22 protein-coding genes and 2 pseudogenes are annotated in these 21,454 nt (G+C 69.1%); 17 read left to right on the top strand and 7 right to left on the bottom strand.

The window, feature by feature from the left end; translation table 11 throughout:
• From NX1_RS37545 to NX1_RS35820, 9 genes and pseudogenes are all read left to right on the top strand, one after another.
• Nucleotides 1-486 (top strand): annotated as a pseudogene (locus tag NX1_RS37545) (serine/threonine protein kinase); the annotation flags it as partial.
• 123 nt (nt 487-609) lie between these two features.
• A complete protein-coding gene (locus NX1_RS33555) occupies nt 610-1,281 on the top strand; it encodes an HAD family hydrolase (RefSeq protein ID WP_281217547.1) in 672 nt (223 codons plus the stop codon).
• A 255-nt stretch (nt 1,282-1,536) separates the two neighbouring features.
• Nucleotides 1,537-2,397 carry a HalD/BesD family halogenase gene (locus NX1_RS33550; protein WP_068068757.1) on the top strand — a complete coding sequence of 287 codons (861 nt, stop codon included), beginning with the start codon at nt 1,537-1,539 and terminating at the stop codon, nt 2,395-2,397.
• Nucleotides 2,398-2,428: 31 nt separating this feature from the next.
• Nucleotides 2,429-3,250, top strand: coding sequence for a class I SAM-dependent methyltransferase (locus NX1_RS33545; RefSeq protein WP_068068771.1), 822 nt, complete (start codon nt 2,429-2,431; stop codon nt 3,248-3,250).
• A 155-nt stretch (nt 3,251-3,405) separates the two neighbouring features.
• Nucleotides 3,406-5,223: a choline/carnitine O-acyltransferase gene (locus NX1_RS33540; protein WP_068068753.1), complete on the top strand. Its 1,818-nt coding sequence runs from the start codon at nt 3,406-3,408 to the stop codon at nt 5,221-5,223.
• Complete coding sequence (locus NX1_RS33535) at nt 5,220-5,417, top strand: hypothetical protein (RefSeq protein ID WP_068068750.1); 198 nt, start codon at nt 5,220-5,222, stop codon at nt 5,415-5,417. Before NX1_RS33540 ends, NX1_RS33535 begins: the two co-directional genes overlap by 4 nt.
• A gap of 32 nt (nt 5,418-5,449) precedes the next feature.
• Complete coding sequence (locus tag NX1_RS33530; protein WP_068068747.1) at nt 5,450-5,713, top strand: phosphoribosyl-ATP diphosphatase; 264 nt, start codon at nt 5,450-5,452, stop codon at nt 5,711-5,713.
• A 49-nt stretch (nt 5,714-5,762) separates the two neighbouring features.
• Nucleotides 5,763-6,614 carry an ATP phosphoribosyltransferase gene (hisG, locus tag NX1_RS33525; protein WP_068068744.1) on the top strand — a complete coding sequence of 284 codons (852 nt, stop codon included), beginning with the start codon at nt 5,763-5,765 and terminating at the stop codon, nt 6,612-6,614.
• 260 nt (nt 6,615-6,874) lie between these two features.
• Nucleotides 6,875-7,048: pseudogene (locus NX1_RS35820) on the top strand (putative sulfate exporter family transporter); the annotation flags it as partial.
• Between the two features lie 13 nt (nt 7,049-7,061).
• On the opposite strand, the gene NX1_RS33520 reads toward NX1_RS35820, so the two are convergent.
• The gene (locus tag NX1_RS33520; RefSeq protein ID WP_068068768.1) at nt 7,062-7,967 is read right to left on the bottom strand and encodes a RecB family exonuclease; all 906 of its coding nucleotides are present in this window, start codon (nt 7,965-7,967) and stop codon (nt 7,062-7,064) included.
• Nucleotides 7,968-8,049: 82 nt separating this feature from the next.
• On the opposite strand from NX1_RS33520, the gene NX1_RS33515 reads away from it, so the two are divergent.
• Nucleotides 8,050-8,883 (top strand): tRNA (adenine-N1)-methyltransferase, encoded by an 834-nt coding sequence (locus NX1_RS33515; RefSeq protein ID WP_068068741.1) that lies wholly within the window; start codon nt 8,050-8,052, stop codon nt 8,881-8,883.
• Nucleotides 8,884-8,983: 100 nt separating this feature from the next.
• Here NX1_RS33515 and NX1_RS33510 read toward each other — a convergent pair whose 3' ends face one another.
• Nucleotides 8,984-9,481 (bottom strand): WKL family lipoprotein, encoded by a 498-nt coding sequence (locus NX1_RS33510; protein WP_307651576.1) that lies wholly within the window; start codon nt 9,479-9,481, stop codon nt 8,984-8,986.
• A gap of 213 nt (nt 9,482-9,694) precedes the next feature.
• Between NX1_RS33510 and arc the strand changes: the two genes are divergently transcribed.
• Nucleotides 9,695-11,455 carry a proteasome ATPase gene (gene arc / locus NX1_RS33505; protein WP_068068765.1) on the top strand — a complete coding sequence of 587 codons (1,761 nt, stop codon included), beginning with the start codon at nt 9,695-9,697 and terminating at the stop codon, nt 11,453-11,455.
• 555 nt (nt 11,456-12,010) lie between these two features.
• Here the strand turns inward: arc and NX1_RS33500 are convergent.
• Nucleotides 12,011-13,555 (bottom strand): acyl-CoA synthetase, encoded by a 1,545-nt coding sequence (locus NX1_RS33500; RefSeq protein WP_068068735.1) that lies wholly within the window; start codon nt 13,553-13,555, stop codon nt 12,011-12,013.
• Between the two features lie 141 nt (nt 13,556-13,696).
• Between NX1_RS33500 and NX1_RS33495 the strand changes: the two genes are divergently transcribed.
• Both NX1_RS33495 and NX1_RS33490 read left to right on the top strand, forming a co-directional pair.
• The gene (locus tag NX1_RS33495; protein ID WP_068068731.1) at nt 13,697-14,824 is read left to right on the top strand and encodes a PucR family transcriptional regulator; all 1,128 of its coding nucleotides are present in this window, start codon (nt 13,697-13,699) and stop codon (nt 14,822-14,824) included.
• 96 nt (nt 14,825-14,920) lie between these two features.
• A complete protein-coding gene (locus tag NX1_RS33490) occupies nt 14,921-15,799 on the top strand; it encodes a bile acid:sodium symporter family protein (protein ID WP_068068728.1) in 879 nt (292 codons plus the stop codon).
• A gap of 6 nt (nt 15,800-15,805) precedes the next feature.
• Here NX1_RS33490 and NX1_RS33485 read toward each other — a convergent pair whose 3' ends face one another.
• Nucleotides 15,806-16,309 (bottom strand): PNPOx family protein, encoded by a 504-nt coding sequence (locus tag NX1_RS33485; RefSeq protein WP_218024221.1) that lies wholly within the window; start codon nt 16,307-16,309, stop codon nt 15,806-15,808.
• Nucleotides 16,310-16,442: 133 nt separating this feature from the next.
• Here NX1_RS33485 and NX1_RS33480 point away from each other — a divergent pair, with 133 nt between their 5' ends.
• The 3 genes from NX1_RS33480 (at nt 16,443) to NX1_RS33470 (ending at nt 19,128) form a co-directional block, all read left to right on the top strand.
• Entirely contained in the window at nt 16,443-17,978 is a 1,536-nt protein-coding gene (locus NX1_RS33480; protein ID WP_068068723.1) for a glycosyltransferase family 39 protein, read from the top strand.
• Nucleotides 17,979-18,000: 22 nt separating this feature from the next.
• Nucleotides 18,001-18,369, top strand: a complete 369-nt coding sequence (locus NX1_RS33475; RefSeq protein ID WP_068068720.1) for an arsenate reductase family protein — start codon at nt 18,001-18,003, stop codon at nt 18,367-18,369.
• Nucleotides 18,370-18,447: 78 nt separating this feature from the next.
• Nucleotides 18,448-19,128 carry a TIGR00266 family protein gene (locus NX1_RS33470; protein WP_068068717.1) on the top strand — a complete coding sequence of 227 codons (681 nt, stop codon included), beginning with the start codon at nt 18,448-18,450 and terminating at the stop codon, nt 19,126-19,128.
• Between the two features lie 205 nt (nt 19,129-19,333).
• Here the strand turns inward: NX1_RS33470 and NX1_RS33465 are convergent, their stop codons facing one another.
• Nucleotides 19,334-19,843 carry an NUDIX hydrolase gene (locus tag NX1_RS33465; RefSeq protein ID WP_068068714.1) on the bottom strand — a complete coding sequence of 170 codons (510 nt, stop codon included), beginning with the start codon at nt 19,841-19,843 and terminating at the stop codon, nt 19,334-19,336.
• Between the two features lie 90 nt (nt 19,844-19,933).
• On the opposite strand from NX1_RS33465, the gene NX1_RS33460 reads away from it, so the two are divergent.
• Nucleotides 19,934-20,314, top strand: coding sequence for a nitroreductase family deazaflavin-dependent oxidoreductase (locus NX1_RS33460; RefSeq protein WP_068068711.1), 381 nt, complete (start codon nt 19,934-19,936; stop codon nt 20,312-20,314).
• A gap of 15 nt (nt 20,315-20,329) precedes the next feature.
• Here the strand turns inward: NX1_RS33460 and yidC are convergent, their stop codons facing one another.
• Both yidC and NX1_RS38510 read right to left on the bottom strand, forming a co-directional pair.
• Nucleotides 20,330-21,244 carry a membrane protein insertase YidC gene (gene yidC / locus NX1_RS33455; protein WP_068068709.1) on the bottom strand — a complete coding sequence of 305 codons (915 nt, stop codon included), beginning with the start codon at nt 21,242-21,244 and terminating at the stop codon, nt 20,330-20,332.
• Between the two features lie 102 nt (nt 21,245-21,346).
• Nucleotides 21,347-21,454 (bottom strand): DUF6412 domain-containing protein (locus NX1_RS38510; RefSeq protein ID WP_281217548.1); only part of this gene is annotated, 108 nt, incomplete at its 5' end.

The raw sequence follows: 21,454 nt of genomic DNA, 5'->3' as shown, positions 1-21,454 counted from the left end.
GGGCAGCAGACCGAGGAGCCCCAGGCTCAGGTGCCCACCGCCGGGCAGCCGACCGGGGCCCCGACCGCCGCGCCCTCGAGCGCGCCGCCGTCCGTCACGCCGTCGACCAGTCCGTCGGGGGCGCCGAGCAGTACGACGCGTCCGCCGACGACCACGATCACCACGACGCCGTTCGGCCCGCCGACGCCGGACCGGATCGCCCAGTTCATCCAGGGCTACTACGGCATGCTGCCCGGCAACGTGTCCGGCGCGTGGTCACAGCTCGCGCCGGGCTACCAGTCCCAGACCGGCGGCTACAACTCCTACGCGGCGTTCTGGTCGACCATCCGCTCGGTTCAGGTCAACGGGATCACCGCACGCGGCGAGGACGGCGCCACCGTCGCGCTGACCTACGTCAAGACCAACGGCGCGGTCGACCGGGAGAACCGCTGGATCCAGGTCCGCCAAGACGGCGGCCGGATGGTCATCACCGCCTCTGGCGTGTGACACTCCGCCCGTGCGCGACTCCTCGATGGAAGGCGCGCGGGCGGCGGCCATTACGCTGGACGTCGTTTTGCGGCGGGCGCGGGGTCCGCCGATTCGATCGGCGCACGAGGAGAACGACCGCACGTGACAGCGCGACTCGCCGCGGTGCTGTGGGACATGGACGGGACGCTGCTGGACTCGGAGAAACTCTGGGACATCGGGGTCAGGGAACTGGCGGTGGCGCTCGGCAGCGCGATGACCGACGAGATCAGGCACGCGCTCATCGGCGCGTCCGGCCCGAACGCCCTGCGCATCCTGTTCAACGGCTTGGGCCTCGACCCGACGCCGCAGGCGCTGCGCGAGGCGGCGGGCTTCCTGGAGCGGCGGGTGACCGAGCTGATGACCGGCCCGATCCCGTGGCGGCCCGGCGCCAAGGACGCGCTCGGCCTGGTCCGCGACGCGGGCTTGGCCTCGGCGCTCGTCACCAACACCAAACGCTCGCTGACCGAGTACGGCCTGGACACCCTCGGTCGCGACTGGTTCGACGTCTCCGTCTGCGGTGACGAGGTCGCGGAGGGCAAACCCGAGCCGGACGTCTATCTGCGCGCCGCCGAGCTGCTCGGCGTCGACCCGCGCCACTGCGTCGCGATCGAGGATTCGCCGACCGGAGCGAGCGCCGCGGCGGCCGCGGGCTGCGCCGTTCTCGTCGTCCCCTGCGAGATCCTGGTCCCCGCGGCTCCCGGTCTCGTCTTCCGCGACACCTTGGTCGGCCTCACCCACGCCGACCTGGAACGCACCCTGCACGCCCGCGGCTGACGTTCTCTCGCGCTTTGGGGCAACGTCCCCGTGATCGCCTTCGGCGGTGCGCGGGAATCGTTGCGCGAGCGTGAGAGAACGCCGCCGAGCGAACACGGGACCGGTCGGTCGAATCCGTGCTGCGGGTACCGAGCAAATGCTCGGGAGTTACTGTGCTGCAACGCAAGTGCGCGCAGATGGTAAGTGTGACTGCACTCACCGGCAACTTTTCCGAATACCCGGGCGTGTCGCTGAGCGCTGCACCAAAATGGCGCCATGGCTGCGACGGGAGTGCTGGACGAAATCGTCGATACCGCAAGGTATCCGCTCGCTTCACCGGGGTCGGTCCAGTGGCGGGCTGCGGTCGACGCGGCCAGGGCCGACCTGGCCGACGGTGGCTGCACGGTGCTGCGCGAGTTCATCCGCCCCGAGCTGATCGAGACGCTGCGCGCGCAAGGCGAGGACATGGCGCCGCACGCGCACTACGAGATGGAGCGGGTCAACGCCTACAACATTCCGCTGGACACCGCACTGCCCCAGGATCATCCGGGCAGCATCGTCATGGAACGCGGAAACGCGTTCGTGCCCCGCGACCGCATTCCGGCCGAAGCGCTGATCCACCGGCTCTACACCAGCGACGCGTTCCAGCGCTTCGTGGCGGACTGCTTCGGCCTGTCCGAATTGCACGAATACGCAGATCCGCTGGCGGGACTGTGCCTGAACGTGGTCGCGCCGGGCATGTCGCATCCGTGGCACTTCGACACCAATGAGTTCACCGTCAGCATGCTCACCCAGCTGCCGGAAGCGGGCGGTGTCTTCGAATACTGCCCCGACATCCGCTCGCCGCACGCCGAGAACCTCGGCGACGTGCGCGACGTGCTGACCGGTGACGGCGAGCGCCTGATCCGCAGGCTCGAGTTGCGCCCCGGCGACCTGCAACTGTTCCAAGGTCGTTTCTCCCTGCATCGCGTGTCCCCGGTTTCCGGTGGCAGGCAACGACATTCGGCGATCTTCGCCTATACGGACCGGCCCGGTGTCATCGGCACCGTGGAACGGACCCGCCAGCTGTTCGGTCGCGTCCTGCCCGAACACGTCGCCGAGGACCGCCTGGTCCGCGGTGACCGGCTACTCGACTGAGCTCAGCTCGACCCGAGAGGAACGAACACACGTGCCAGTACCGTTACACACGACCGGGAAAGCCTCCTTCGACGATATCTACGACCGTCCCGATCCCCGCGAGTACTACGCACGGATGTCCGAATTGGACTACCGCATACCGGAACTGGCGAAGCCCTTCTTCGAGCAGCAGATTCGGGAGTACCGCGCCTCCGCGCGCGTGGCGTCGCCTACCGTGCTCGACATCGGCTGCTCCTACGGCGTGAACGCGGCGCTGCTGCGCTTCGACATCGGCGTCGGCGAGCTCGCCGCGTACTACCGCACCGCCGCCGAGGCGGACCGCGAACAGCTCGTGGCGCGCGATCGCGACCGTCTCGCGGGCTGCGACAAGCAGTCCGACGTGCGTTTCGTCGGCATGGATATCTCCCGCCCCGCGCTGGACTACGCGCACGCCGCGGGGTTCCTGCACGACTTCGTGCACGCCGACCTCGAATCGGCCGACCCCACCGACGAGCAGCGCGAGGTGCTCGCCGCCGCCGACATCGTCCTCTCGACCGGCTGTATCGGCTATGTCACCGAGAAGACGCTGCTGCGGATCGCCACCGCGCACCCGCGGCGCAGGCCGTGGATGGCGCATTTCGTGCTGCGCATGTTCGATTTCGATCCGATGGCCGAGGAGCTGGCCGCGCTCGGCTATCGCACCGAGCGGGCGCCCGGTCTGTACGCGCAGCGCAGGTTCGCCTCCGCCGACGAACAGCAGCGCGTGCTGAACACACTGTCGGACAAGGGAATCGACACGCGCGGCCGGGAAGCCGACGGCCGGCTGTACGCGCACCTCTACCTGTCGCGTCCCGAACCGAAGGGCCGAGCCTGAGCCTTTCGCTCGAAAACACCGGCAGCCTCTTGTCGAAACTCGGCCTCGTCGCCGAGGATCTGTAGTGGAGCGACGCACTCCACGAACTCCCGCGCACGGATGCCGTCCGGCCGTGCGCGTCTCACCCACCGCACCCGAACCGCGAGGACCCCGACTTGACCGACCGCACCTTCGCCGCCGAAGACCACCTGCCCCGGGTACCGCTGCCGACGCTGGAGGACAGCTGCGCCAGGTTCCTGGAGTGGTGCAGCCCGCTGCTCACCGACGACGAACTCGCCACCACCGAGGCGGCGGTCGCCGACCTGCTCCGCCCGGACGGCCCGGGCCGGACGCTGCACGCGGCACTGGCGGACTACGACGCCACGCCAGGCGTCGGCAGCTGGCTCGACCTGTTCTGGCCGTCGCGCTACCTCGGCAGGCGCGACCGGATCGCGTTGAACGCCAACTTCTTCTTCCTCTTCCGCGACGACACCCCGCTGGCCGCCTCCACCGCCGCCGATCAGGTGGAGCGGGCCGCGGCCATCGTCGCGGCCGCCGTGGACTACAAGCTCGCCCTCGACGAGGAGGCGATCCCGCCGGTCACTCAGCGGGGGCAGCAGCTGTCCATGTGGCAGAACAAGTACCTGTTCTCCGAGACCAGGATTCCCGGCGAACAGCAGGACACGGTCCGGGTGCCCTACAGCCCCGAGTGGCCCGGCCCCTCGCGCGAGCGGCACATCGTGGTGTTCTACCGCGGCAGCATGTTCCGGATGGACGTGATCGGCGCGGGCGGCGCGCCGTACTCGCTCGACGACCTCGCCGACGGTCTGCGCGCGGTGCTCAAGGCCGGATCGCGCTCGGCGCGCACCGACACCGCCGTCGGTCACCTCACCACCAAGGCGCGCGCCGAATGGGCCGCCAGCCGGGCCGCGCTGCGCGCCGAACCCGCCAATGTCGCGGCACTCGACACCATCGAGACGGCGCTGTTCTGTCTGTGCCTGGAGGATTTCGCCCCGCGCGACACCCTGCACGCCTGCGACCAGCTGCTGCACGGCGACAGCGCGAACCGCTGGTTCGACAAGGCGGTCTCGTTCATCGTCTTCGGCGACGGCCAGGCGGGCATCAACGTGGAGCACTGCGGTCTGGACGGCACCACCATCCTGTCCTTCGTCGACACCCTGCTCGAGGCATCGGCCGCCGAACACGCGGAACGTTCCGGCGCGCAGGCGCAGGGGCTGCCGCCGGTGGAGCCCATCGAGTTCACCCTCGACGCCGCGCTGCGCACCGACATCGCCTCCGCGGGTGCCGCCTTCGCCCGCTACGCGGCCGAAAACGCCACGCAGACGGTCTCTTTCGAGGACTTCGGCACGGCGCGGGCCAAGCGGCTCGGCATATCGCCGGACGCCTTCGCCCAGCTGAGCTACCAGCTCGCGCACCGGCGAAGCAAGGGCATCACGGGCGCCACCTACGAATCGATCGCCACCCGCCAGTATCGCAACGGCCGCACCGAGGCTATGCGCGTGGTGACGCCCGAGATGATCGCCTTCGTCGACGCCATGCAGGACCCGGCCACCGACGCCGCGACCCGGCTCGCCGCCGCGCGGACCGCCGCGGACAAGCACGTCGAGCGGGCCAAGCAGTGCCAGGCGGGCGACGCGCCGGAACAGCACCTGTGGGAACTGGAGTGGATCCAGCGCCGCCGCGGCGCGGAACTCGGTGTCACCGAACCGATTTCGCTCTACGAAAGCCCCGGCTGGGTGATCATGCGCGACGATTACCTCAGCACCAGCTCGGCGCCATCGGTCAACATCCAGTACTTCGGCTTCGGCTCCACCAGCCCGCGCTGCATCGGCGTCGCCTACGTGCTGCTGCCCGACCGCTGGAACCTCTACCTGGCGACCCCCAAGACGGTGGCCGACCAGATGCACGAGTTCGCCGATCACCTGCGCGTCGCGGTCGCCGAACTGGCGGACCTGCTGTCGCCGGAGGAGTGACCGGCTGCGAGGAGGCGGCCGAACACCTCCTCGCATATGCCGACGGCGTGCCGGTCGGCTTGGTGCGGCCGTGCCGGATCGCCGACTGCCCGGAGTACCTCGACGAGCGACGCACGCTCGACGAGGTGCCCGAGTCGGCGCGCGCGGCGACCCCGCGGCTGTCGTCCCGGTCCGGGGGTGGACCGGGACGGTAGCTGGGAATGCGCGTCTGAAAGAATGGCGAGCCGTGAAGACTTTCGAAGCCCTGTTCGCCGAGCTGCAGGATCGTGCCATCACCCGCCCCGAGGGTTCCGGCACCGTGGCCGCGTTGGACGCCGGTGTGCATACCCAGGGCAAGAAGGTGCTCGAGGAGGCGGGCGAGGTCTGGCTGGCGGCCGAACACGAGAGCGACGAATCGCTGGCCGAGGAGATCTCGCAGCTGCTCTATTGGGTCCAGGTGCTCATGGTGGGCCGGGGACTGAAGCTCGAGGACGTCTACCGACATCTGTGACGGTCGCGTCCATCCCGTAGTTTCGTTCCCCGAAAGGACATCCACCCCCATGCTGCGCGTCGCAGTCCCCAACAAAGGCAGTCTGTCCGAATCCGCGACCTCGATCCTCGCCGAGGCCGGCTACCGCAAGCGCACCGACTCCCGCGACCTGAGCGTGCTCGACCCCGCGAACCAGGTCGAGTTCTACTTCCTCCGTCCCAAGGACATCGCCGTCTACGTCGGCTCCGGTGAACTCGATCTCGGCATCACCGGCCGCGATCTGGCGCTGGACTCCGGCGCGCCGGTGCAGGAGCGGCTCGCGCTCGGCTTCGGTCGCTCCACCTTCCGCTACGCCGCGCCCGCGGGCCAGGAATGGAAGGTCGAGGATCTCTACGACAAGCGCATCGCGACCTCCTACCCGAACCTGGTGCTCGCGGACCTGAAGCGCCGCGGCATCGAGGCCGAGGTGATCCGCCTCGACGGCGCGGTCGAGATCTCCATCCAGCTCGGCGTCGCCGACGCCATCGCCGACGTGGTCGGCTCGGGGCGCACGCTGCGCCAGCACAACCTGGTCGCCTTCGGCGAGACCCTCTGCGATTCGGAAGGCGTGCTCATCGAGGCGGTCGGTTCCGATAAGAACGACCGAGCCCGCAACCAGCTCATCGCCCGCGTCCAGGGCGTGGTGTTCGCCCAGCAGTACCTGATGCTGGACTACGACTGCCCGAAGGACCTGCTCGAGCAGGCGGTGCGGATCACGCCGGGCCTGGAATCGCCGACCGTCTCCCCGCTCGCCGACGCGGGCTGGGTCGCGGTGCGGGCGCTGGTGCCGCGCAACCGGGGCAACGCGGTCATGGACGAGCTCGCCGACCTGGGCGCCAAGGCGATCCTGGCCACCGACATCCGGTCCTGCCGGGCCTTCTGATCACGCCGGACGCCGGGCGGATGCCGGAGTGTATCCGCCCGGGTCGGCTGGTGCCCTGATGTCGGACACCGAAGCGCGACTGGCCGATTCAGCGCCACCCGCCGACCCACCGGTGCGCTCGGAAACCGCCGCGTTGCAAGCGATCCCGCGCTGACGGCGGCCCAGATCGCGGCCGGTCTGGTCGGCGGGCTCGGGCTCTCCGACGCGATGGCGGGCGCCTGGATCGGCGGCAATATCGACACCACGGCCGCGGTCGCCGCCTCCGCACCTGGTTCCTGATCCTGGCGTTCGTCTCGATCGGCCTGGAATTGTCGCTGCGCGGACTGCGCGAGGCAGGCTGGCGACCTTTCGCCGTCTTCGGCTCCGCAGTCGCGGTGAATCTGCTTGTCGGACTGGGCCTCTCGGTGCTGCTGTTCCGCGACCTCAGCGTGTGATCCGGCCGGGAGATCAGTCGGCGATGGCCTCGGCCAAGGTCTCGTCCGGCGACTCGCCGCCCTCGGGCCAGCCGGGGTACGGCGGCGGCGTGCCGCCGAACTCCGGGCACAGCGGCTTGTAGTCGCAGTAGCCGCACAGCCAGCTCCTCGACGGCGGGAATTCGCCCGTGCGGCCCGCCTCGCGCACCGCCGACCACAGCGCCGACAGGGTGCGTTCGAAGCGGCCGAGTTCCTCGGCGTCCGGGGCGTAGGTGAGGATCTGCCGGTCGGCCAGGTAGATCAGGCGCAGCTGGGCGGGCAGCACGCCGCGGGTGCGGAGCACCACCAGCGCGTAGAACTTCAGCTGGAACAGCGCCTTGGTCTCCTGCGCGAGACCGGGCGCGCGTCCGGTCTTGTAGTCGACCACCCGCAGTTCGCCGGTCGGCGCGACGTCGATCCGGTCGACGAATCCGCGCAGCAGCACGCCGTCGTCCAGCTCGACCTCCACTCGCGCCTCGCGGGACTCCGGCTCGAACCGGGTCGGGTCCTCCAGCTGGTAGTAGCTCTCGACCAGCGCGCCGGCCTCGCCGAGGAACGACGTCAGCTCGTCGGCCGGGACCAGCTCCGCGATCTCCGGCTGCGCGGCCAGCACCCGGGCCCACGCCGGTTCCACCAGCGCGGCGGCCCGCTCCGGTCCGCGGTCCGCGGCGGGCAGTCCGTACAGGTCCTCCAGCACCGCGTGCACCACTGTGCCGCGCACCGCGTGCCGCGAGGGCGGCTCCGGGATCCGGTCGATCGCGCGCAGCCGGTACTTCAGCGGGCACTGCTTGAAATCCGTTGCCCGAGAAGGGGACAGCGCGGGCTTGCGGCGCGTCTCGGCGGGCGCGGGCGCCGGATCGGAGGCGGCGTCGGCAGGGGGCGTGGACACGGGCGCTGGCATACCTGGCAGGCTATCCGGCGGCACCGACACGCCGGTGCCCAACCGCGACGACAGCACGAAGACCAGCAGCGAACGGAGATTCATGACGGCCAGACGGACCGGGCCATTCACCACCGGGGACCGGGTGCAGCTGACCGATGCCAAGGGACGCCTCTACACGGTGATCTTGGAGCCGGGCAAGGAGTTCCACACCCACCGCGGCGGGATCAAGCACGACGATCTGATCGGCGCCGACGAGGGCAGCCTCGTGCACTCCACCAACGGCACCCCGTATCTGGCCCTGCGCCCGCTGCTGGTCGACTACGTGCTCTCCATGCCGCGCGGCGCGGCCGTCATCTATCCGAAGGACGCCGCCCAGATCGTGCACGAGGGCGATGTATTCCCCGGCGCGCGCGTCCTGGAGGCCGGGGCAGGCTCCGGCGCGCTGACTTGTTCGCTGTTGCGGGCTGTCGGCCCGGAGGGCGAGGTGATCTCCTACGAGATCCGGGACGACCACGCCGAGCACGCCGTCCGCAATGTCGAACGCTTCTTCGGCGAACGGCCAGCAAACTGGAATCTGACCGTCGGCGACGTCGCCGACTACGCGGGCGATCCGGTCGACCGGGTGGTGCTGGACATGCTGGCGCCGTGGGACGCGCTGCCCGCGGTGTCCAAGGCGCTGGTGCCGGGCGGCGTCCTCATCGTGTACGTCGCGACCGTCACCCAGCTGTCCAAGGTGGTCGAGGCGCTGCGCGAACAGGAGTGCTGGACCGAGCCGAGGTCGTGGGAGTCGATGGTGCGCGGCTGGCACGTCGTCGGCCTCGCCGTCCGCCCGGAGCACCGCATGCAGGGCCACACGGCCTTCCTGGTGAGCGCGCGCAGGCTCGCCGAGGGTGTTGTCACCCCCAAGCCGCAACGTCGTCCGTCGAAGGGCTGAGGCCCCTCAGGGCCGCATCATCGGAACGCGCCCGTGCGCGGTTTCGCCGAACCGGAGCCGGGAAACCACGCGCGGGCGCGCTGGTACGACCGGGCGGCGATCAGGGCGTGCAGGGCGCCTGGGCGAAGGCGAGCATCGTGCACGCGGTGGCGTCCGAGAGCTTCCACTTGCCGTCGACGTGCTGCCAGGTCATCGGCATGGCGGGGGACGAGCCGTGCGGGGAGGTGATGACGACCTGGGCGGTGGCGGTCTCGCCCTCGGTCTTGACGTCGGTGACCGCGAAGGTGAGCTGGCCGTAGCCCGCGAGCAGCTGGTTCATCTGGTCGATGTTGGCCGCGCGCTTCTGGCCGTCCACGATCACGGCGGTCTTCTCGGACGTAGGCTTGCTGGGATCGGCGACCAGTGCCAGGGTGGCTTGCAGTTCCTCGGGCTCAGGGGCGTCGCCGGCCGCATGGTCGTGCCCGCCCGTCGCGCCGGTGCTCGCCGCCGAGGTGGTGGCCGCCACCGAGGAGCTGGTCGCGGCGGTATCGGAGGAGTCGTCCGAGCCGCAAGCGGTCAGCCCGACCGTAACGGCGAGAGCGGCTGCGGCGGTAGCCACGGAAATGTGCAGAGATTTGGCGGGAAGGAGCATTCTCTAGCAACCTTTCGGCTCGGGTGGCGAGGGACCTCGCCCGTGTCGGGTTAGGGCAGGCTAACATGGACACTCGGCCGCCGATCGCAGCACAGATGTGATCACGACGAAACCATGTCGGAAAGCGAGAACGGTTCGCGCCCGGTAGCGTTGATAGACCGGGACTGGGAGGAGCAGCACATGAGCCCCATCGAGAATTCGGATTCGGCGGCCTGGAGAGAGCTCGAGGCGATACGCGCCGAGGCGGCTGCACTCCGAAGGCAACTCGCCGATTCGCCGGATCGCACACGGGAATTGGAAGCCCGCATCGATTCGCTGACCATTCGCAACACGAAGCTGATGGACACACTCAAGGAGGCGCGCCAGCAGCTGGTCGCGTTGCGCGAGGAAGTCGATCGGCTGGGTCAGCCGCCGAGCGGATACGGCATTCTGATCGGTGTGTACGACGATCAGACGGTCGACGTGTTCACTTCGGGTCGCAAGATGCGGTTGACATGTTCACCGAACATCGACACCGCGACCCTCGAGTACGGCCAAACCGTGCGCCTCAACGAGGCGCTGACGGTCGTCGAGGCGAACACCTTCGACTCGGTCGGCGAGATCGGCACCCTGCGCGAGATCCTCGATGACGGGCGCCGCGCGCTGGTCGTCGGCCATGCCGACGAGGAGCGCGTGGTCTGGCTGGCGGGCCCGCTGGCGAAGGTCGCCGAAGTCGACGATCTGGACGACCCCGATGCGCCCATTCGCAAACTGCGACCCGGTGATTCGCTGCTGGTCGACACCAAGGCGGGTTTCGCTTTCGAGCGCATCCCCAAGGCCGAGGTCGAAGATCTCGTGCTGGAGGAAGTCCCCGACGTCGATTACAACGACATCGGCGGTCTCGGACGCCAGATCGAGCAGATCCGCGACGCGGTGGAACTGCCGTTCCTGCACAAGGATCTGTTCCGCGAGTACGCGCTGCGTCCGCCCAAAGGTGTGCTGCTCTACGGTCCGCCCGGCTGCGGTAAGACGCTGATCGCCAAGGCGGTGGCCAACTCGCTGGCCAAGAAGATCGCCGAGGCGCGCGGTGAGGATGCCAAGGAAGCCAAGTCGTACTTCCTCAACATCAAGGGCCCCGAGCTGCTCAACAAGTTCGTGGGCGAGACCGAGCGCCACATCAGGATCATCTTCCAGCGGGCGCGCGAAAAGGCCTCCGAGGGCACCCCGGTGATCGTGTTCTTCGACGAGATGGACTCGATCTTCCGCACCCGCGGCTCGGGCGTCTCCTCCGATGTGGAGACAACCGTTGTGCCGCAGCTGCTTTCGGAGATCGACGGTGTCGAGGGCCTGGAGAACGTCATCGTCATCGGCGCCTCCAACCGCGAGGACATGATCGACCCGGCGATCCTGCGGCCCGGCCGCCTCGACGTGAAGATCAAGATCGAGCGGCCGGACGCCGAATCGGCGCAGGACATCTTCTCCAAGTACCTGACCGAGCACCTGCCGCTGCACGCCGACGATCTCGAAGAGTTCGGCGGCGACAAGGCCGCCTGCATCGCCGCGATGATCGAACGGGTCGTAGACCGGATGTACGCCGAGAGCGAGGACAATCGCTTCCTGGAGGTCACCTACGCCAACGGTGACAAGGAAGTCCTGTACTTCAAGGACTTCAACTCCGGCGCCATGATCCAGAACATCGTGGACCGCTCCAAGAAGTACGCCATCAAGGCGGTGCTCGACACCGGCAACCCCGGCCTGCGTATCCAGCATCTCTACGATTCGATCGTGGACGAGTTCTCCGAGAACGAGGACCTGCCCAACACCACGAATCCCGATGACTGGGCCCGCATTTCGGGCAAGAAGGGCGAGCGCATCGTGTACATCCGCACCCTGGTGACGGGCAAGAACGCCAGCGCCAGCCGTGCGATCGATACCGAGTCGAACACGGGTCAGTACCTGTAGTTCGGTGCTGTTTGCGGGCCGCGTCTCCGTTGGGGGCGCGGCTCGTGTCGTGTCGGTGAAGGCCGCGTCTTTTAGGGGGCGCGGCCTTCGTCGTGTCTGGCGAATGCAGCCGGTATCCCACTGAATGGAATGTGACCCAACCCACTGGACGCTTGTCTGACAAGATAAGACCAGCTAGAAGCCCGATTCTCAAGCTCGCGCGATGGTCCGCCGGTTTTGGTGGGCCGAAAACACCTCCGGCGAACATCTGAATCATGCATGCTTCAGATTAACGGCGCCTACCGTGCGCGCCGCATCGAGATGAGGAGCACCCCATGTCCGGATCTGCATCGGATTTCCTGGCCGAAGTTCTGATCAAGACCATCCAGCAGCTGCTGTCGGGCAGCGCGAGCTGAGCGCTCGCGCGACCGATCGAGGGCCGGGCCTCCCGAGGGGGCTCGGCCCTTCCGCTGTGCCCGCGCCGATCGAACGCTCTCTCCGAGGATCTCGTTCGGCGCGGGCGGTCGCGGTCGCGCTATGGGTTCCGGCGTATTCGGCGGCGGTCCGCTCTGGCCATCAGTTGACCTGTCGCGTCCCGGCGTTCCAATACTTCTGCCGCAGATCGCGTTTCAGGATCTTCCCGGCGCCCGAGACCGGCAGCGCGTCCACGACCTCGATGCTGCGCGGCGCCTTGTACCCGGCGATCAGTTCCTTGGCGTGGCCGCGGATCTCCTCCGCCGTCACCCGCCGGCCCGGCTTGCAGACGATGACCGCGTGCACCCGCTCGCCCCATTCGTCGTCCGGCACGCCGATGACCGCCACCGCGGCGACCGCGGGATGCGCGGCGACGGCATTCTCCACCTCGGCGGAATACACGTTCTCGCCGCCGGAGACGATCATGTCCTTGATCCGGTCCACGATGTAGACGTAGCCGTCCTCGTCCATATAGCCGCCGTCGCCGGTGTGCATCCAGCCGTCGCGCACCGCGTCCGCCGTCTCGGCGGGCCTGTTCCAATAGCCGAGCATCACATGGCCGCCGCGCACCACCACCTCGCCGACCGTGCCGCGCGGCACCTCGACGCCGTCGGCATCGACGATCTTGACCTCGCTGTGCGGGGCGGCCCGTCCCGCCGAGCGCAGCCGGCCGTCCAGGTGGTCCTGCGGTCCGAGCAGGGTGGCGATCGGCGCGACCTCGGTCATGCCGTAGGCCTGCGCGAACCCGGCCCGCCCGAAGGCGGCCATCGCGCGCTCGAGCACCGCCTGCGAGATCGGCGACGCGCCGTACATGATGTGCTCCATGCTGGAGAGGTCGAACTCGGCCGCGCGCGGATGGTCGACCAGCATCTGGATCATCACCGGCACCAGCACCGAGGAGCTCACTCGATGTTCTTGGATCGCGGTCAACGTCGCGACCGGATCGAAGGCGGGGATCATCACGTGGGTGCCGCCCAGCATCAGCACGCCCTGCCATCCGGCCAGGTCGGCGAGGTGGAACATCGGCGCGGCGTGCAGGAATACCGCACCGGGAGTCATCAGGTATCCGGTGGCGACGCCGCCCAGTGCGGAGGTCAGCAGGTTGGTGTGGCTGAGCACAACGCCCTTCGGGAAGCCCGTTGTGCCGCCGGTGTAGAAAATGCCCGCCGGTGCGTCGCCGCCGCGGCGTGCGTCGGGGATGGGCGTGGCGTCCGCGACGAGCCGCTCGTAGTCGAGCGCGCCCTCGGGGACCGGACCGTCACCGCAGTGGACGACGGCGCGAAGCTCGGGATACTGCGCCCGCAGCGCCGGGACCATGGGGGCGAACGCGTCGTCGACGAAGAGGACGCGGCTGTCGGAATCGGCCAGGGAATAGGCGATTTCGGCCGGGCTCCAGCGGATGTTCACCGGGTTGAGTACGGCGTCGGCCCACGGCACCGCAAGCAGGTACTCGTGGTAGCGGTCGGAATTCAGCGACAGCATCGCCACCCGGTCGCCCGTACCGACGCCGAGGCCGCGCAGCGCGCCCGCCAATCGGGCCACCCGGTCCAGCACCTCCCGGTTGGTCCGCTTCCGCTCGCCGCAGATGGTCATCAGACCGTCGGGATCGTTCTGGGCGGCGCGGTGCAGGCCCTGAGTCAGATACATCGTCTATTCCTCGTCGAACAGCGGTGGTTGGTCCCGACGAGTATTCGATGAGAGGTGTGATCTGCGCCATGGAGAGCATGTCGAACTATCAGTCGCCGGATTGTTGATTTCTCCAAACGCCCGGCCGTAGGGTCGAGCGCCATGAGCAGACTCTCGACCGCCGCGGAGCGTCGAGCGGTGGCGCGCGTGCGGCGCAGGGCGCCCGAACTCGTCGACCGCATCGTGGCGCGAGCCAGGGCGGAGATGTCCGCGTACGCGCCGCTGCCCGCCGCGACCATCGCCGCGTCCACCGCCTCGATCGTCGACCGGCTGCTCACCGCGCTGCACGACGGCACCCCGATGGCGACCGAAGATCTGGCCGCGCTCCGCGAGTTCGGCGAAATCCGTGCCCGCCAAGGCGTTTCGCTCGCCGATGTGCAGAACGGGTGGCGTATCGCGGTCCGCGAGATCCTCGCCGAACTTTCGGCAGCCGCGGGCGAGAGCCAGGCTGCCGATCGGACACTGCTCAGGTTGACCACCGCGCTGCTCGACCTCGTCGACGCGGCCGTCGTACCGTACAGCGCCGGGCATCGCGACGTCGAGATCGCCGCGGCACGGCACGACGAGCAGTTCCGCGCCGAGTTCACCAGGGCTGCGCTGCTCGGCACCCTCGGTCCCGCCGACCTGCGGATCCGCGCACAGCAACTCGGCGTCGACCCGGAACTCCAGTACCGCGCGTACCGCGCCAGGGCCGGCGAATCCCGCGACGCGGGCCGGAACATCGCCCCGAGCGGGTTCGTGACCACGGTGGACGGCGATATCGCCGGTTTTGTGGAAAAGTCCAGAAGTCCCGGTGAGCGCGGTGTCGTCGGCTTCGGCCCGCCTGCCCGATTGGAGGAACTGGCTCGCTCGTTCCGCCTCGCGGGCCGAATGCTCACCACCGCACAGCTTTTCGGCCGCACCGGAACCGTCGACCTGGACAGCGTCGGCCTGCTGCCCGCCATCGCCGCCGACACCGACCTGGGCGCGGAACTGGTCCGGCGCTACCTGGCGTCCCTCGGCGACGGCGAATCCGTCCGTACGGTGGTCGACACCGTCGAGGCGTATCTCGACACCGGCATGCGCGTCGAGGTCACCGCCGAGCGACTCGTGGTGCACCCCAACACCGTTCGCTACCGCCTCGGTCGCTTCGAAGAACTCACCGGCGCCGACCTGCGCGTCGCGCACACCGCGCTGCAAGTTTGGTGGGCGATCCAGTACCGGAAGGCGCAGCGACCACCGCGACGGTGAGACATTCGCCGCGCGGGCTTTCCTTGCGTGTCTTCCGTCGATACGGTCGATTCCGGCCGCGCCGCTCACGGTGCGTCGGTTCGGAAGGAGATCCGTATGGGTTCAACGGCTTTCGCCGTATTTCTGCCGCTGGCGCTGGCCCTGGTGATGTTCGGGCTCGGGCTGACGCTCACCGTCGACGATTTCGCCAGGGTGCTGCGGTATCCCGCCGCCGCGGCGATCGCGCTGGTCTGCCAGATGGTGCTGTTGCCCGCCGCGTGCCTGGGGCTGATCCTGCTGTTCCGGGTGGAAGGCGCGCTCGCGGTGGGCATGATGCTGCTCGCGGCCGCGCCCGGCGGACCGTCGGCGAACCTGTTCAGCCACATCGCCGGTGGGCACGTCGCGCTGAACATCACACTCACGGCGGTGAATTCGGTGCTCGCGGTGTTCACCATGCCGCTGGTCGTCGCGCTGTCGTACACGGTGTTCCTGGACGGTGACGGCTCGATCGGGTTGCGGCCGGACAAGTTCGCGCAGGTCTTCGCGATCGTGCTGGTGCCCGTCGCGCTCGGCATGTGGGTGCACCGGCGGTTCACCGACTGGGCGCTGCGGATGCGCGGCGCGGTCAAGGTGTTGTCGATCGTGGTGCTCGCGCTGGTGGTCACGGCGGCGGTGGCGAAGAACTTCGAGACGCTGACCGAACATCTCGGCGAGCTCGCCGCGCTGTGCCTGGTATTCGCTGTGCTGAGCCTGACCGTCGGGTATTTCGCGCCGCGGCTCTTCGGAGTCGACGACGACCAGGCCGTCGCCTCGGCGATGGAGATCGGCATCCACAACGGCGCGATCGCCATCGCCGTCGCGGTCTCCGTGCTGCACAACGACACGATGGCGGTTCCCGGCGCGGTGTACGGCGTGCTGATGAACATCCCCGCCGCGGCCGCGGCCTACCTCCTGGCGCGCCGCCGCAAGCCCGAACCGGCGACCGCGACGGCGTAGGCGGGATCAGACCGGCCGCAACTCCACGACGACACCGCCCTGTCGCCAGGTCTGATAGATGTCGGCCTTGCGCGGGGCTCCGTCGGCGTCGAACCCAATGCCGCTGAACGACGCATTGGTCTTGTTGTCCCTCGCGATGATGTCGAACAGCCGCATCACCTCCTGCTCGCCGGTGTGCACCACGGGATCGAAGCGTTCGGGCGCCCCGCCGCGGGTCAGCGTGACCGGAGTACCGGTGCGCAGGTTCTTCACCCACGGCCGCAGCACGGTGCCGATCAGCAGCGCGCCGTCGTGCGGGGTGTAAGCGACCGGCACGATGTAGGTCTTGCCCGAGGAGCGGCCGACGACGTGCAGCGTCATCAGTCGTTTGCCGACCACCTTGGAGAGCCCGGGGACGCGCAACAGCGCACGCACCACGCGGTTCACCGCGGCCTGATGGCGCGGAATCGGGCTCGGACCGCTGGTAGTCGGTGTGCCGTAAGGGTTTTCGGGGGTCGCTGGCTCGCTCATCCTTCGAGTATGGGTGAACCGTCCTCGGGCTACGCCGAAATACTGATCTCGGCTCGTCCCGTGGGCGGATGGGCGGACGGCCGTTCCTCGCTAGATTCGAACCGGCCCGAGTCCGAACTCGTCGAGGAGCGGCGTGACCGAAACCGTTGTGCGTCAAGAGCTGGACATCGCAGGGGAGGAGCGCCCTCCGGCAGCGACGGCGGGTATCGCCGTCGTCGCGGGCATCGCCTCAGCGGCTCTGCTGTTCTCGGCGAGCCGCTACAACTATTTCGGTGACGAGCTGTACTTCCTCGCCGCGGGTCGTCACCCGTCCTTCGGTTACGCCGATCAGGGGCCGGTGCTTCCGATGCTGGCCCGGCTCATGGACACCATTGCCCCGGGCTCGTTCTTCGTGCTCCGGCTGCCCGCCGTCGCGCTGACCGCGCTCGCCGTCGCGCTCACCGCGCTGCTGGCCAGGGAGTTCGGCGGTGGCCGCGGCGCGCAACTGCTCGCGGCCGCCGCCTACGCGACCTCGCCGTTTCTGCTGTTGCAGGGCAAGATGCTCACCACCAACGCGATCGACACCGTGCTGTGGGTGATCATCACCTGGCTCGTCGTGCGCTGGGTGCGCACCCGCCGCGACTCGCTGCTGCTGTGCGCGGCGCTGGTGACGGCGCTGGACATGCAGGTGAAATGGCTGATCCCGTTCTTCTGGATCGCGGTCGCCTTGACCTCGCTCGCGCTCGGCCCACGCGAGCTGATCCGGCGGCCGCTGCTGTGGCTCGGCGGCGCGATCGTCCTGCTCGCGACGCTGCCGACGCTGATCTGGCAGGCGGGCAACGGCTGGCCGCAGCTGCGCATGGGCGAGGTGATCAGCGGCGAGCAGGGCGTGCTCGGCGGTCGGTTGATGTTCGTGCCGCTGGCGATCCTGACCGCGGGCATTCTGGGCGCGGTGGTGCTGGTGTACGGCGTGTGGGCGCTGCTGCGCACTCCGGCGCTGCGTCCGTACCGCTTCCTCGGGGCGACGCTGCTGCTGCTCGTCGCCGTCTTCCTGGTCACGGGCGGACGCATCTACTACATGGCGGGCATGTACGGCGTGGTGTTCGCCGCTGGCGCCGTCGGGCTGGTGGAGCTGGCGGGCAGGCTGGGTCCCTCCCGGCGCAGGCTGCTCACCGGGAGCGGGGCGGCGGTGGCGCTCTGCTCCGCGGCGCTCGTGCTGTCGTCGACGCCGTGGCAGCACCCCGACGACATCGCGCCGCCCGCCGATGACGCCGAGGCCGCGATAGCCATCGGCGTGTACGGCGAATTCGGCTGGCCCGAGCTGACCGCCGCGGTGTCGGGAGCCGCGGCGGAACTCGCACCGGCCGAACGCGCGAACGCCGTCGTCGTCACCGACACCTACTGGCAGGCCGCCGCGCTCGATCAGTTCGCCCGCGACCAGCTGCCGCCGATCTACAGCCCGAGCCGCGGCTACGGCTACTTCGGCAGGCCGCTCGACGAGGCGAGCACCGTGCTCGCCGTCGGGGTGACCGAGAGCTTCCTGCGCTGGAATTTCGACAGCGTCGAGCCGGTCGCCAAGGTGGACAGCAGGCTCGGCTTTCCCGGAAGCACCCAGGACGTCACCGTGTGGAAGTGCACCGGCCTGCGTCATTCGTGGGCCGAGACCTGGCCGGACTTGATGCATCTGTAGCCGGACGTGATTATCTGGAGGCATGACATCTGGGCAGACCGAGATCTGGCACAACCCGCGGTGCTCGAAGAGCCGCGCCGCGACGGCGCACCTGGACGAGGCGGGCGCGACCTACACCGTGCGCCGCTACCTGGACGACCCGCCCACCGCGGGCGAGTTGCGCGAGGTGCTGCGGCGACTGGACGCGCAGCCGTGGGACATCACCCGCACCGGCGAGCAGATCGCCAAGGACCTCGGCATGGCGGACTGGGGCCGTACGCCTGCCGACCGCGACCGATGGATCGCGGCGCTCGTGGAGAACCCGCAGCTCATCCAGCGTCCGATCGTGCTCACCGGCGACGGCGGCGCGGTGGTCGCGCGCACCGAGGACGCGCTGCGCTCGCTCGACTGACGATCGCGCGAATCCCGGTCTCCCCGCCTGGAATTCGACCGTCACTGCCCGTCGCGCGCAGGCGGTAGGGTCGGCGGCATGAAGGTACAGTTGCGCCACAATCCCGCCTCCACCGTCGCCCGATGCTTCCTCGCGGGCGGGGAGCCGATGCGGGTCGAGAGCGGCGCCATGGTCGCCCATTCGGCGGGAGTCACGTTGCAGGCCAAGGCCGAGGGCGGCATCCTGGCCGGCCTCAAGCGCTCGGTGCTCTCCGGAGAATCGTTTTTCGTCTCTACCTTCACCGCTCCGCCGCAGGGCGGCTGGGTCGACGTCGCGCCCGCCCTGCCCGGCGACATGCTGAACCTGCGGATCACCCAGGACCGGCCGTTCTTCATCAGCCGCGGCGGCTGGATCGCCAATTCGCACGGCGTGCAAGTGGAGAGCAAGTGGGGCGGCTTCGCGAATCTGTTCGGCGGCGAGGGCGGCTTCGGTCTGCGCGCGCACGGCGACGGCGAAATCGTGGTCGGTGTCTTCGGCGCGATCGACGTGATCGACCTGCAACCCGGCGAACCGATCACCGTCGACACCGGGCATGTCGTCGCCTACGACCTGGCCATGAACTTCACCATCCGGCGGGCCGTCTCCGGCCGCTCCATCCAGTCGCTGAAGTCCGGCGAAGGCTTCGTCTTCGACTTCGTCGGTCCCGGCCGAGTGCTGCTGCAGACCCGTAACCCCGGCGCGTTCCTTTCCTGGGCCAGCACCGGCGCCTCGTCGAGCTGACCGCGGCGAGGACCGCGCTGCGAGCACTCCCATCCGAGTCCGTCATCTTCGGGTAACCTCCCCGACACCCACATCCGTGATGCTGGGCCCTCCACCCTGATGAACTACACGAAGGATTGCCTTACATGGAGCTGCTCGAAGTCTTCGCCAACATCCTGACCTCTGTGCTGACCCTCGGCAACAGCGGCAGCGGGGCGTAGTCGATTCAGGCCAGGAGATCACCGACGAGCACCCGGGTGTCGGGGACGAACGGCCAATCCGGATCGGCGAGGTGGGCGCGCAGTTCCGCGTCGGTCCACCACCAGCCGTCGGCGATCTCCTCGGGCTGATGACGGATGGGGCCGTCGTACCGCAGCTCGTAGGCGAACAGGTGGCAGCGCATCGGCCTGCCCTCCCATTCCCCGTCCCAGGACGCGCTGGCCATCGGCAGCGGCGGCGTCGCGTCCTCGGTGAGCACGATGCCGAGTTCTTCGGCCAGCTCCCGGATCGCGGTCCGCGCCGGATCCTCTCCCGGCGCGACGACACCGCCCGCGAGGCAGTCGTGCATCCCGGCGAACACCATCTTCGTGTCGGTGCGGCGGTGCACGTAGACCCGCTCACCGTCCCTCGAACGCACCAGAACGCCGGAACTGGCGTGCCACAGACCTTCGCGATAGACCTCGGCGCGATCGGCCGCGCCGATCTCGCGGCCCTGCCGGTCGTACACCGCGATCATCTCGCCGGAAGGACTGTCGAAGTTCGGCTGTGCGGGCACCGCTCGAGGGTAACCTGGGCAGCGCACTCCACCTGGAGAGAGGACCGTTCGATGGTGCTTCCGCGCATAGTGGCGAGGTTCAACCGGCACGTGACCAACCCGGTGGCGGGACTGGTCGCGGGCACGGTGCCGCCCTTCGCGGTGGTGCGGCACAAAGGACGGCGATCCGGCCGCGCCTACCGGACACCGGTGTGGGTTTTCGAAGACGACGGCGTCTACCGCATCGCGCTGACCTACGGCCGTGACGCGGAATGGGTCAAGAACGTCCTCGCCGCAGGCGTTTTCGAGCTGGACGCCAAGGGCCACACCGTCACTCTGCGCGATCCGGTGGTGCTGGAGGATCGCTCGGCGGGCTGGGCTCCGCTCGGCGTCCGCCAGGTGTTGTGGGGGATCGGCGCCAAGCACTATCTGCGGGCCACACTCGCTGCCTGAGGCGTTCCCCGGCGCTCACCCGCGGCCGCGCCGAGATTTCCCGCCCGGTCGCCGCGTCGTCCCTGGCTTCACCCCCGGCTTCGGCGCGCTGTGCTGCCGCGCCGCGGCCGACGCCACCGCCGCGGCGCCGACCTCGGCGTCGATGCGGCGGTGAACGAAGTGCTGCTGGACCAGTGTCCAGGCGTTGTTCGACACGAAGTACAGCAGGATCACCACCGGAAGCAGCGCACCGCCGATGAGGGCGCCCGCCGGAAACACCCACAGTGTCATCGTGTTCAGCATCGGTAGTTGCGCCGCGGCCGGGTCTTGGCGGGCGATCGCGGCGCGTGCGGTGAAGTGCGTCGCGATGGCCGCCACCAGCATCAGCGTGCCGGCCACCGCGGCGATCGCCACGCTCGGCCGGCCGGTCAGCGTGGCCGACAGCGGCGCGCCGAACAGCTTGGCGTTCAGGAAGGACTGCACGTCGGCGGCGCCGAAGATGTAGTTCGGGGTCTGCGCGTTCTGTTCGGGCGTCAGCGGCGTCGGGGTCGCCTGGAAGGGCAGATGGCCGAGCGTTGCGGTGCGGTCGAACGAGCGCAGTACGTGGAACAGCGCCAGGAACACCAGCCCCTGGCCGAGCATCGGCAGGCAGCCCGCCGCCACGCCGATACCGTTCTCGCGGTTCAGTTTCTGGATCTCGACGGCCTGTCGTTGCTTGTCGTCGGAGTAGCGCTTGCGCAGCGCCTCGATCTCAGGCCGCAGGCGCCGCGCGACGGCCTGGTTACGGACCTGCCTCAGGAACAGCGGATACATGGCGGCGCGCAGCGTGGCGACGAGGAACACCACCGCGAGCACCCAGGCCAGGCCGCTGGTGGATCCGAGCAGCGCGGCGAAGGCGGTGTGCCAGAGCCAGAGCACGGCGGAGACAGAGTAATAGACGACATCGAGCATGGGAGAACACCTGGTTCGGTGAGACGTGCGCGCACGCGCACGCGAACGGGAGATGGTCACGGCGCGGGCCGACCACACCCGCGCCACCGCGCGGGCCGTCGATCAGCCCGTGACCAGTCCCGGTGCTCGGGGCCGCGGACGGCCGGCCGTATCGGGATTGCTCTGTCGCAGATAGGAACCGCGCCTGCGGCGCTGCGCCGACGGCGGTCC

Source organism: Nocardia xishanensis NBRC 101358 (assembly GCF_001613365.1).
Taxonomy (GTDB): Bacteria; Actinomycetota; Actinomycetes; order Mycobacteriales; family Mycobacteriaceae; genus Nocardia; species Nocardia xishanensis.
This window is presented reverse-complemented; position numbering and strand designations above follow the sequence as displayed.